Source organism: Peribacillus sp. TE19612 (assembly GCF_056279465.1).
In genome coordinates, this window is sequence record NZ_JBWCCL010000012.1 from 125,421 (window position 1) to 137,766 (window position 12,346).

The window sequence follows — 12,346 nt, forward strand, 5'->3', positions numbered from 1 at the left end:
TCATTTAGAGCAGGAGGAATATTCAAATGGAAAAATTACAAACCGTCGAGCAATATGATGCATTGAAAAATGAAGGCAAACATATCTTTCTTTTTTCCGCTACATGGTGTGGAGATTGCCGTGTAATCGAACCGATAATGCCGGAGATAGAAACGAAATTTCCTGACTTTACATTCATTTATGTGGACCGTGATGAATTCATCGATGTGTGTGCAGCTAATGATGTATTCGGTATACCAAGTTTCATCGCCTATGATAATGGTAAAGAGCTAGGCAGATTCGTAAGCAAGGATCGCAAAACGCAAGAACAAATTGAGGAATTCATTCAATCACTATAATCAAAATCCCCTTCTCGCTGGGGATTTTTCAATGAAGAGGAGGGTCAGTCATGAAAATGGACAGCACGAAGCTGAAAAATATTTTGAAGGAACGTTTAAAGGATGAGGGGCGGACATTCAAATTCGATAGCAAGCAAGATACGTTACGGGTGGAAAATGTGAAGACCGGGAAAGGGATCACCATCGAGTTGCCTCCTGTACTTGCTAACTATGAAAACGTACAGGAAAAGGCCATCGATGAAATTATTTATTACGTGGAAGAGGCCCTGAATGTAATGGGGGAAGAACACAGTATGGAAGGCAAGGAGAAATTCATTTTCCCAGTTATCCGCTCGACCTCCTTTCCAATGGAATCGGAAGACGGAAATCCGTTTTTATTCGATGAGCATACAGCTGAAACCCGGATTTTTTATGCCCTTGATTTAGGTAAAACCTACCGTCTTATAGATGAAAAGATGATTCAACGGGAAAATTGGCAGGGTGACAGGATCCGTGAAATTGCCCTTTTTAATGCCCGTTCCCTCTCCACTGAAATGAAGTCGGATATCGTTGCAGGTAATGCATTTTATTTTTTGAACACGAATGATGGATATGATGCCAGCAGGATCCTGAATGAATCATGGCTTCGGGAAATGAAGGACAAGATCGAGGGAACCATGGCTGTGGCCATTCCCCATCAGGATGTCATCATCATTGCCGATGTGAAGAATGATACGGGCTATGATATTCTGGCGCAAATGGCGATGAGCTTCTTTGCCAGCGGTCATGTTCCGATTACGGCTCTATCATTCCTTTACGAAGAAAATGAGTTGGAGCCCATCTTCATTATGGGTAAAAATAAAAAGCGTGAACAATAATATAGAGAATCACAAAAGGACCGTGTCAGCATCTGGCAGCGGTCCTTTTAAGTTTGATAGAGTTTATAACTCTCTTGTAGTTGATATTTATTTTTTAATCGGTGATAATATAATTGTAATATTTTGAAAATATGGATAAAAAATAGAACAAGATTGATGCGCCAAGGAGCAAGTTCCAAAAATATCCTTTGGAGCTAAACCCTCTGTCCGTTTTATCGTCCAATATAGAGTAAGGAATTACGCTGTTATTCAACGGGGCATGATGTATAAATGTCCACGAAAGGCAAACTTGACCAAGGGGGAGAATAATCGTGAACGTGAAAAGCAAATTAATGAACATGCTGGAAGCCCGTAAAGGGGAAATCGTTCAAATCCGCCGTCATTTACACGAGAATCCGGAACTTTCCTTCAAAGAAGAGAAAACGGCACAATATATCATTGATTTTTATAAGGGGAAAGATGTGTCGATACAAACGAATGTAGGAAATGGTTTAGGGATCATCGTAACGATCGAAGGCGGAAAACCTGGGAAAACGATAGGTCTCCGTGCCGATTTCGATGCATTGCCGATTACAGAAGAAGCGGAGGTCCCGTTCCGTTCAAAAAATGAAGGTGTCATGCATGCCTGCGGACACGATGGGCATACCGCTTATTTATTGGTACTGGCAGACTGCATCAATGAGCTGAAAGATTCCCTATCAGGTAAGATTAAAATAATCCATCAACATGCAGAAGAGACACCCCCAGGCGGAGCAAAAAGCATGATGGAATCAGGGGCTTTGGATGAACTGGATGCTGTTTTTGGAATCCATTTATTTCCGTCGCATCCAGCAGGGGTTGTCGGGTATCGAGGCGGCTATTCGATGGCTGGACGGACCTATTTCAAGCTGGCGATAAAGGGTGTGGGCGGCCATGGTTCCTCCCCGCATATGGCGAATGATGCCATTGTGGCAGGGGCCCATTTCGTGACAGCCGTACAAACCGTAATCAGCCGTCGCTTGAACCCTTTTGATATGGGCGTAGTCACAATTGGCTCCTTCGATGGAAAAGGAAGCTTTAATGTCATTAAAGATCGTATAGAAATTGAAGGGGATGTCCGTTATATGACAGCGGAAACCCAACAGCTGATCGATAAGGAAATCCACCGGATCGTCAAAGGGATAGAAACCGAATTCGATGTTCAGTGCGAACTTACATATGTGCCCGATTATCCTCCGCTATATAATGACCCTGAACTGACTGAATTCGTGAAGAATAGCCTGGAAAGCATGAATGACAAAGAGATCAAGAAGGTTGTCGAATTTCCGGTTTTTTCAGGTTCAGAAGATTTTTCGTATTATGCAGAAAAGATACCAGGCTGCTTCTTTTACATTGGCTGTAAACCGAAAGGGGTGGAGAAGGCATATTTCAATCACCATCCTAAATTCGATATTGATGAAGATGCCCTTTTGATCGCTTCCAAATCAGTGGCGCAGGTTGTTTGCCGATTTTATGAATGGAACTAGTCCCTTGGTCTTTGTTTGCAAAAAAAACGGAGAAACCCACAAAACACCGTTCGGTATTAACGAACGGTGTTTTATGGGTTGCGACAGGCATTTGGATTCTGCCGGAGGTTTCATGAAGGATGATGCAATGAATTGGCCAGTCTGTTTTCAAGTCAGCATGAAAACTTAATCTCTTTGTAAACGCGATTTAATAGCTGTGTTTTATTTAAATAGTAGACTAGGGGCTAATGTTATTTCGCGATGATAGGTTTAAACCCATTCCAGAAGGGGTTTAATAGGGTAGGAGTTCTGCGAAATACGTTTAGGTAGTAAGAATGCGATAAAAAAGTAGATACTAATCCAATTTAGCTTAAATTTTCTCGATATTTTTAAAATAACTGGTAGAATTAGTTACATAACTACAGATGTAGAAAGAGTGATAGTTTTGAAATGGCTAAATAAGATGAAAAAATGGTTCCAAGCAGAGGAAATTATTGAAATCGAAGAGATTATTATAGATGAACCGCTTGATGAAGAGACATTGAGGAAAATGGATTTTTCGAAGCTTACGAAGTCAAAGAAAGAAGAAATAAAGGTTTACAATCAAAAAGTGGAAAAAATGTCCCAGACGCCAGACCCGGATACGAAAATCCTGTTTCAATATCCAAAAGGCCAGTTCAAGTTTCCGCTCATTCCAGACCGGGAGCAGAATAAAAGAAAACCTAGGGAAAGAAACAGGGAAGACAACGAACCCAAACAGGGGAAGAATGTGACTAAAGAAACAACGAGAAGGCCTGTAAGGGATCCTGAACCAAAACGGAGAAGCTTTGACCGGGAGGAAACCTCAAAAATAGTCCCGTCAAATACTCCATTCCGCCCAACGGAAATCCCATCACCCATTTACGGGTTCCGTCGTCCGGAAAAAAAAATAGTCCCTTCTGAAGAAATTGTCGAATATGAATTGGAAAGCAAAATGCCCATCCTTAAAAAGGAAGAACCCGCTATCGAGATTCCGGTATCGATCCCTGAAATCTCAAAAGATGCGTCACATGAGGAAATGACGGCAGAACCCGCCATTCTTATACCGGAACAAGCGGAAAAAAAAAGGGAAGATACGGAGATACCCGCTTTCTTTCGTAGAAATTCCATTGAGTCATTGCCAGAAGAAGCGGTAAGCGAGCCTAACATAATTGAGCCTGAGGTAGAAAAAGAGGCTATTGAACAGGACCAAGTCGATTTTGGACGCGAAGTCGCTGTATCCATCATGGAACAGGCGGACGACACACGGCCTGAAGCGATATCGGTTCATGGGGAGGCAGCTGTACAATCAAATCAACCATCCGTTAGTCAAGGGACAATGCCTGAAAGTGACTCATCTGAGGCAATACCTGAAGTGCAGCCTAAAAGTCCGAAAAAACATATTCCATTTAATGTGATGATGCTTAAGCAAGATCGGGAAAAAAATGGCTTCATGAATAAAATGATGCCGGAAAAAAAAAGCCTTAATCCGGAAAGGGCAGTAGTTTCACCTGATAAACGAGCTATGGATGATGCTGCCCAAATGGAGGCCGGACAAGTGGAACCATCCGCCATTCCCGAACGGAAACCGGAGGAAGGCAGAGTTATGCCGAAAGAGGAGACTCTGGACATTACACCTGCCTTTTTGGACACCGAAACCGCCGCCGAGCCTGAAAATACAGGTGAATCCATTATTGGTTCCGACCCTAAGCCGCTTCTAGAACAGAAATCGCCCATTTCTGGAGATGGGTATCAAGAAGCCGTTTTAACAGAGGCAGCGGAAAGTGGCCAGGGCAATGCCCTTGAAGTTTTTGATTCCGTGGAAGCGGATGATAATCCATACTATGTGTTTCCGAATATCGAATTGCTGACACCTCCCACTTATGCTGTGCATGATGATGAGTGGCTCGGGGAACAGACTGTATTACTTGATCAGACATTGAAAAATTTCAATGTCCGTGCAAAGGTCGTCAATGTCACCCAAGGACCGGCAGTCACTCGTTTCGAGGTGCATCCGGAGCCGGGAGTGAAGGTGAATAAAGTGACGAACCTGATGGATGACATCAAATTAAGCCTTGCTGCCCAGGATATGAGGATGGAAGCGCCCATTCCGGGTAAACATACAATCGGCATCGAGATTCCGAACAGGAAAAGCAAACCGGTATTTTTGCGTGAGGTTTTGGAAAGTACTGAGTTTCAAGAGCATGAATCACCGCTTGCCGTGGCTTTAGGACTCGATATTTCCGGTCAGCCGATTATCACGGATTTGAGAAAGATGCCGCATGGTTTGATAGCCGGGCAAACGGGATCGGGGAAAAGTGTCTGTATCAACACCATGCTGGTCAGCTTGCTGTATAAAGCGACGCCGCAGGAGCTGAAATTACTGTTGATCGATCCCAAAATGGTCGAGCTCGCCCCATATAACCGGATCCCGCATTTGGTCAGTCCAGTCATAACCGATGTAAAAGCCGCTACGGCTGCGTTGAAATGGGCTGTAGAGGAGATGGAACGGCGTTATGAATTGTTTGTACATGCCGGTGTACGTGATATCACCCGCTTTAATGAACAAGCGGAAAAAGCCGGTCAATATTCAAGCAAGCTGCCTTATATCCTGGTGATCATCGATGAGCTTGCTGATCTAATGATGATGTCCCCGGCTGATGTAGAGGAAGCGATTTGCCGGATTGCTCAAAAGGCCCGTGCCTGCGGCATCCATTTGATTGTAGCCACTCAAAGACCTTCAGTCGATGTCATAACTGGATTGATCAAGGCAAATATCCCGACAAGGATTGCTTTTTCGGTTTCTTCACAAGTCGACTCCCGTACAATCATCGATAGCGGCGGTGCAGAAAAACTTTTGGGAAGAGGGGATATGTTATTCGCTGAAAACGGCTCTTCAAAAACGGTGCGCCTGCAAGGGACTTTCGTGAGTGATGAAGAAATCGATCAAGTGGTCAACCATGTTAAACGGGAGCAGCAGCCAAAATACCTGTTTGAACAGGAAGACTTGCTGAACAGGGCCCAGGTTACGGAAGAAGCGGATGAACTGTTTTTCGAGGCATGTGAATTTGTCGTGAGCCAGCAGGCCGCATCTGCATCGAGCGTCCAACGGCGTTTCCGTGTCGGATATAACCGTGCAGCGCGCCTAATAGAAATGATGGAGCAACAGGGAGTCGTTTCCGAATCCAGGGGCTCAAGACCCAGGGATGTATTGATTACGGAAGAAGAGCTGGAATTTTTACATGTTAATTAAGAGAACCTTATAAAAGGAAATTGTATATAATGTGAAAGGGTGAAAACCCTTTTTTATCACCTAAATTGAGGGAAAAGCCAATGATTTGATAAATTGGCATCTGCCTGACATGGATGAATGAATAAAAAAGTGATATAATAGTTTTTTGTTGATGAATGATTGAAAATAAAAGCTTGAAAACCTATGAAGAAATTGCGTTACTAACAAGTCTCGTAATGGAAAAACAAATAAAAGATGACGTCATATACTGTCATACAGGTAGACGATTGGTGGAGGTTCGCTTTATGACTGCTTACCATTTTGTGGGAATCAAAGGGTCGGGTATGAGTGCTCTTGCACAAATACTGCATGATATGAATATTGAAGTGCAGGGTTCCGATTACGAAAAAGAATTTTTTACACAATTGGCATTAGAAAAAGCCGGGATTAAAATCCTTCCTTTCAACGAGGAAAATATTCAACCTGGAATGACCATCATTGCAGGAAATGCGTTTCCGGATAGTCATCCGGAAATCTTGAAGGCAAAAGAACTTGATTTGCCGATTATCCGTTATCACCGTTTCCTAGGTGATTTCATGAAAAACTTCATCAGCGTGGCGGTTACGGGAGCGCATGGTAAAACATCGACGACCGGCTTACTTGCCCATGTAATGGGGGGCGCTAAACCGACATCCTTCTTGATTGGGGATGGAACTGGTAAAGGAATCGTGAATTCTGATTACTTCGTTTTCGAAGCGTGTGAATATCGCCGTCATTTCCTTTCCTATTATCCGGATTATGCAATCATGACGAATATCGATTTTGATCATCCTGATTATTACGCTAATGTTGAAGACGTGTTCGAGGCTTTCCAAACGATGGCCCTTCAAGTCAACAAAGGCATCATTGCGTGCGGGGATGATGAGCATTTACCACATATTCAGGCGAAAGTACCGGTTATTTTTTACGGATTTGCAGAAGGAAATGATTTTCAAGCGAAAAATGTTTCCGTCACTCCGGATGGCACGACTTTTGATGTGCATGTAAGGAACAATTACTATGATACATTCACTATTCCTACCTTTGGAAAGCATAATGTGTTGAATGCACTTGGTGTCATTGCACTTTGTAAATATGAAAACTTGGATACGGAAGCTGTGAAAGCCCAATTGCGGACTTTTGGCGGAGTTAAACGCCGGTTCTCCGAAAAGGAAATCGGAAGTCAGATCATCATTGATGATTATGCACACCATCCGACCGAGATTTCTGCAACTGTTGACTCGGCGCGTCAGAAATATCCAGAGCGTGAAGTTGTTGCTGTATTCCAGCCGCATACTTTCTCGAGAACGCAGGCATTCCTGGATGAATTCGCCGACAGCCTGAATTTGGCCGACAAAGTATACTTATGTGAAATTTTTGGATCTGCCCGTGAACATCAAGGAAAGTTATCGATTGAAGACCTTCAAGATAAGATTCCAGGTGCCGAGCTGATTACGGAGAACACAACATCAATATTGCAAAACCATGATAACAGTGTCGTGTTATTCATGGGCGCGGGGGACATTCAAAAGTTTCAAGCAGCCTATGAGCATTCACTGCAGGTAAAATAAAAAAAACGACCATCCGTTAGTAGCGGATCGGTCGTTTTTTTATTGGGTTATTTTAAATTTTCTGGATTTAAATTTTCCAGTTCCGGTAAAACGAAGCGTCCGTCCTTACGTATCAAGACGTCATCAAAGTGGGTTTCCCCGCCGCCATATTCAGGCCGCTGGATATTTACCAGGTCCCAATGAATGTCTGAATGGTTTCCGTTAAAGGCATCATCATAGCATTGTCCTGGAGTGAAATGAAAACTTCCATCAATTTTTTCATCAAAGAGGATATCCTGCATCGGGTGTAGAATATAAGGATTTACACCAATTGCAAATTCACCGACATATCGTGCGCCTTCATCAGTATCAAAAATTTTGTTGATGCGTTCCGTATCATTCGCAACCGCTTCAACGATTTTTCCATCCTTGAATGTCAACTTCACGTTTTCAAAAGTAAAACCCTGATATGGGGAAGGAGTATTATACGAAATCACTCCATTGATGGAATCTTTAACTGGAGCCGTATATACTTCACCGTCAGGAATGTTCAGCTCACCCGCACATTTGATGGCTTTAATGTCTTTGATGGAGAAGGTTAGATCCGTACCGGGCCCAGTTAAGCGGACTTTATCCGTTTTATCCATCAATTCAACAAGGTTGTCCATTGCTGCGCTCATTTTGCCATAGTCGAGGTTGCAGACTTCGAAATAAAAGTCTTCGAATGCTTCTGTGCTCATTTTGGCTAATTGGGCCATGGAATTTGTCGGGTAGCGAAGTACGACCCATTTTGTTTTTGGCACGCGGATATTTCTATGTACTTTACCGACTGTCTGTCCATGAATCGCCATCTTCTCTGAAGGGACATCGGATTGTTCATTGATATTATCCCCGGCACGAAGCCCGATATAAGCATCCATCTGCTTCATTACGTTTGCTTCAAACTCACCCATCATCTTGTACTGTTCTTCTTTGGCACCCATCAGCAAGGCCCGATCCACTTGGTGATCCTTTAACAGGACGAATGGGTAACCACCTGCTGCATAGGCTTCATTCACAAGTGCGTTAACAAGTTCACGCTGCAATCCAAAGTTTTCGATCAAGATTTTTTCACCTTTTTGAAGCTTCACGGAATAATTGATTAAGTTTTTGGCCAATGTACCAATTCTGGGATCTTTCATAAAAAATACCTCCATTGTTTAAATTCGACTTATCTTTTCTATCATACCCGATTTCCTGCCATAAGTGTCACCCATGAATTTCAAGGAGGAACTGGATGCAGACAACAATATTTCCAGATTAGGGTTTGATAGGGTATATTGAAAAAATAAATACGTTTATAATATTAGGGAAGGGGTAATTAATATCTAACAGCTATTAAATAAGTCGATTTTTTTCGGAGGTGTTCCAATGGAGATTATTTTATACGTAAGTGCTGCTGTTGCAGCGATAGCTTTTTTGGTACTCGTTATTTTTCTAACGAAGGTACTGACATCACTTCAAACTACCCTGGACAGTGTGGCCCGGACGCTGACAGGACTAGAGAGCCAAATGCAGGGCATAACGCTCGAAACTACTCAGTTATTACATAAAACGAATACGTTGGCTGAAGATTTGCAGCAAAAGTCAGAAAACCTGAACACGGTGGTGGATGCGGTGAAGGATGTAGGTACATCCATCTCCAGCTTTAATTCTTCCATCCAAAAGGTTTCCCATAAAGTGCAGGCTGAGATTGATAATAATCAAGAAAGAATCTCACAAATTGTACAATGGAGCAATGTAGCCATGGAGATCAGGGACAAATGGAAGTCCAGAAGCAAACAGGCAGCCCCGACCCCGACTGAAAGGGCAGAGTTAGAAAGGGAAGCGCTGGAAACAGATAACTTACCTAAAAAAAGGTTTTTACGTTCTAGATCATAAAATCTAGTTAAATAAAAATGAACTGAAAATTGAAAGGGGAATGTATTATGACTCAAAAAGAATTTCCGGCAAAGGACTATCAGAAATCGTATGAGGACGAACGCGACTCGATCAATTCTAAGGACTTTATGATTGGCGCCTTGATCGGCGGGATGATCGGAGCGGCTACAGCTTTGTTCATGGCTCCGAAAACAGGCAAGGAATTAAGGAATGACTTCAATGAACAAGCTAGAAACATTTCCGAGAAAACAGAAAGATTAAGACAAACGGCGATGGAAAAAGGTACAGTCCTTGCTGATACTGCAAAAGAAAAAACAAGCTCCGTCACGGAAATCGTTTCAAATAAATCTTCGAATATCGTCAACAAAGTGAAGAGCCTGAAAACAGGAAAAGAAAACGGCGACGCCGCTGATGATACAACGAATTCAAGCAATAAGGATATTGATGTAACCGGAACTACCGATGCTCCTATCGTATCCGTCGAAACGAACTTTGCTAACAGCAATGATTCAGAAAATAATCCTGCAGATCCTACAAGCGGAAACAAGAATGCGGCAAAATTAAAACTTGATGAAGCGAAAAAGGCATTTGATGAAACGGAGAGTAAACTAAAGAATTAAACTCCCTGGCTTCCTTTAATGGGAATGAAGAGTCATTAAGGGACGAAGAATAAGGCGGTGAAGTGCTTCGATGGCTTCATCGCCTTTTTGATGGTAAAATTTATATGACAAGGAAAGGAGACTGCTATATGGTCATGAGCAAAATCGAAACAGAAGAACAATTCAATGAGCTTCTAAAAGAGGATACATTCCTGCTTTTCAAGCATAGCGTAACATGCCCTGTAAGTGCTGAAGCATTTGAACAATATGAGAGGTACATCTTAGGGAACGAACAACTTAAAACGGCCTATTTGGCCGTCCAGGAAGCTCGTCCACTATCCAATTATGTGGCAGATACTTTTGATGTCAAACATCAATCACCTCAGGTCATCCTTTTTAAAAGTGGAAAACCTGTCTGGAATGAATCTCATTGGCGGATTACATATGATTCATTGAGCAAGGCCATTACAGAATGAATGTGAAGGCCGGATCCCTTTGGTAAGGGTTCCGGCCTTTTATTATTCCATTGATTGGAGGGCCTAAGGATGTTAATCCTGGGGAAACCTTTTCTAGAGTGGCCCTTCCTGTTCATTTCGCTAGGCAAAGCTTCTCTGCTCAATTCTGGATGGCTCCCAGCAAGTGGCAGAAGATTTAAACTTTTCTATGCTCTTGTGAAAAATGATCAATTAAATGATAGCTTTCCTGTTCTATTTCCAATATAATTCCTACAACGGATGTGTTTCAATATTCTGTGTAATCGTTTTTCTGGAATGAGTGCACCTAGTTTTATGCATTTATAACTTTAATGCTTAAAAGCGTTTAATTATTAAAGAAAAATATAGTGACATTTATGGACACTTCATTTATAATTGATTTAATCATACATGAAATATTCTAAATTTTTCATTGATAAAACAATCGGGGTGGATGTTCGAGGATCCGGATGGGATTTTTTTAAATTTGAGTCCGCTGAACCGATTTCTATTTTAAAAAACGAAGGGATGGATTTGTAATGAGCAACAAAGAGCTTGATGGACTTCGTAATCAACTGGATGATGTGAACCTTCAGTTATTACATCTTATTAATCAACGTGCTGAACTTGTACAGGAAATTGGTCGCGTTAAAGAAAAACAAGGTGTAAACCGTTACGATCCGGTCCGTGAAAGAACAATGCTGGATCTTATCGAAGCCAATAATCAAGGACCGCTTGATCTTGGTTCGATTAAACATATTTTCAAAGAAATCTTTAAATTGGGCTTGGAGCTGCAAAAAGATGATCAGAAGAAAACGCTTCTTGTATCAAGAAAACAAAAAGCTGAAGACACGATCATCGACATCAAGGGTGAATTGGTAGGTAACGGGATCCCTAGCTTCGTTTTCGGACCATGTGCCGTTGAATCTTATGAACAGACAGCTGCGGTGGCGGAAGTCATTAAAGCTAAAGGTTTGAAATTGATGCGCGGCGGTGCCTTTAAGCCACGTACATCTCCATATGACTTCCAAGGGCTTGGTTTGGAAGGTTTACAAATACTTAAACGCGTTGCTGATGAATACGGCTTGGCTGTCATCAGTGAAATCGTGAGTGCCAATGATATTGAAGCGGCGATCGATCATATCGATGTCATCCAAATCGGGGCTCGCAACATGCAAAACTTCGACTTGCTAAAAGCGGCAGGTGCAGTAAATAAACCAGTTCTGTTAAAACGCGGACTGGCTGCAACGATTGAAGAGTTCATTCATGCAGCGGAATACATCATGTCGCAGGGCAATGGCAACATCATCCTTTGTGAACGCGGTATCCGCACTTACGAAAAAGCAACAAGAAATACACTTGATATCTCTGCTGTACCGATCTTAAAACAAGAAACACATTTACCGGTCATGGTTGATGTAACGCATTCAACTGGACGTCGCGATCTATTGCTTCCTACGGCTAAAGCGGCTCTTGCAATCGGTGCTGACGGTGTTATGGCTGAAGTGCATCCGGATCCTTCCGTTGCTCTATCGGATTCTGCACAGCAAATGGACTTCAAACAATTTGATGAATTCTACGATGAAATTAAACGTTTGAACTGGGTAACTGTTTAAGCTAAGAATGTCTTTAATTGATCTACTTACGGCCCTTACCAACTTGGCAAGGGCTTTTTTTAATGGTAAAATACTAGTTTTTGCAGAAAAACCTTCGAAATAAGCACTATTGGATTGCAGGAAAGATTCGACTATCGTATGATAAATAACAAGAATGAGAACTGTTCGGAAGATTGAGTCATACATAAAGTGATATCTATGTGAATTTTATACTTGAATA

The 12,346-nt window shown here is 42.2% G+C and carries 10 protein-coding genes; 9 read left to right on the forward strand and 1 reads right to left on the reverse strand.

Going from position 1 to position 12,346, the window contains the following annotated elements:
- Nucleotides 1-26 precede the first annotated feature (26 nt).
- From ACZ9AO_RS20335 to murC, 5 genes are all read left to right on the forward strand, one after another.
- The gene (locus ACZ9AO_RS20335; protein ID WP_034309264.1) at nucleotides 27-338 is read left to right on the forward strand and encodes a thioredoxin family protein; all 312 of its coding nucleotides are present in this window, start codon (nucleotides 27-29) and stop codon (nucleotides 336-338) included.
- A gap of 50 nt (nucleotides 339-388) precedes the next feature.
- The gene (locus ACZ9AO_RS20340; protein ID WP_048682251.1) at nucleotides 389-1,195 is read left to right on the forward strand and encodes a DUF1444 domain-containing protein; all 807 of its coding nucleotides are present in this window, start codon (nucleotides 389-391) and stop codon (nucleotides 1,193-1,195) included.
- A gap of 317 nt (nucleotides 1,196-1,512) precedes the next feature.
- Nucleotides 1,513-2,700, forward strand: a complete 1,188-nt coding sequence (locus ACZ9AO_RS20345) for an amidohydrolase (RefSeq protein ID WP_476110139.1) — start codon at nucleotides 1,513-1,515, stop codon at nucleotides 2,698-2,700.
- Nucleotides 2,701-3,124: 424 nt separating this feature from the next.
- Nucleotides 3,125-5,950: a DNA translocase FtsK gene (locus ACZ9AO_RS20350; RefSeq protein ID WP_476110090.1), complete on the forward strand. Its 2,826-nt coding sequence runs from the start codon at nucleotides 3,125-3,127 to the stop codon at nucleotides 5,948-5,950.
- A gap of 284 nt (nucleotides 5,951-6,234) precedes the next feature.
- On the forward strand, nucleotides 6,235-7,539 hold the full coding sequence (gene murC / locus ACZ9AO_RS20355) for a UDP-N-acetylmuramate--L-alanine ligase (RefSeq protein ID WP_034309255.1): 1,305 nt from the start codon (nucleotides 6,235-6,237) through the stop codon (nucleotides 7,537-7,539).
- 47 nt (nucleotides 7,540-7,586) lie between these two features.
- Here the strand turns inward: murC and ACZ9AO_RS20360 are convergent, their stop codons facing one another.
- Complete coding sequence (locus tag ACZ9AO_RS20360; protein ID WP_476110092.1) at nucleotides 7,587-8,699, reverse strand: aminopeptidase; 1,113 nt, start codon at nucleotides 8,697-8,699, stop codon at nucleotides 7,587-7,589.
- A 229-nt stretch (nucleotides 8,700-8,928) separates the two neighbouring features.
- Here ACZ9AO_RS20360 and ACZ9AO_RS20365 point away from each other — a divergent pair, with 229 nt between their 5' ends.
- The 4 genes from ACZ9AO_RS20365 to ACZ9AO_RS20380 all read left to right on the forward strand — a co-directional run bounded on the left by ACZ9AO_RS20365 (nucleotide 8,929) and on the right by ACZ9AO_RS20380 (nucleotide 12,126).
- Nucleotides 8,929-9,438 carry a DUF948 domain-containing protein gene (locus tag ACZ9AO_RS20365; RefSeq protein WP_034309251.1) on the forward strand — a complete coding sequence of 170 codons (510 nt, stop codon included), beginning with the start codon at nucleotides 8,929-8,931 and terminating at the stop codon, nucleotides 9,436-9,438.
- A gap of 47 nt (nucleotides 9,439-9,485) precedes the next feature.
- Nucleotides 9,486-10,058 (forward strand): YtxH domain-containing protein, encoded by a 573-nt coding sequence (locus ACZ9AO_RS20370; protein WP_476110094.1) that lies wholly within the window; start codon nucleotides 9,486-9,488, stop codon nucleotides 10,056-10,058.
- A 128-nt stretch (nucleotides 10,059-10,186) separates the two neighbouring features.
- A complete protein-coding gene (gene ytxJ, locus ACZ9AO_RS20375; protein WP_251539805.1) occupies nucleotides 10,187-10,513 on the forward strand; it encodes a bacillithiol system redox-active protein YtxJ in 327 nt (108 codons plus the stop codon).
- A 536-nt stretch (nucleotides 10,514-11,049) separates the two neighbouring features.
- The gene (locus ACZ9AO_RS20380) at nucleotides 11,050-12,126 is read left to right on the forward strand and encodes a bifunctional 3-deoxy-7-phosphoheptulonate synthase/chorismate mutase (RefSeq protein WP_034309244.1); all 1,077 of its coding nucleotides are present in this window, start codon (nucleotides 11,050-11,052) and stop codon (nucleotides 12,124-12,126) included.
- Nucleotides 12,127-12,346 lie beyond the last annotated feature (220 nt).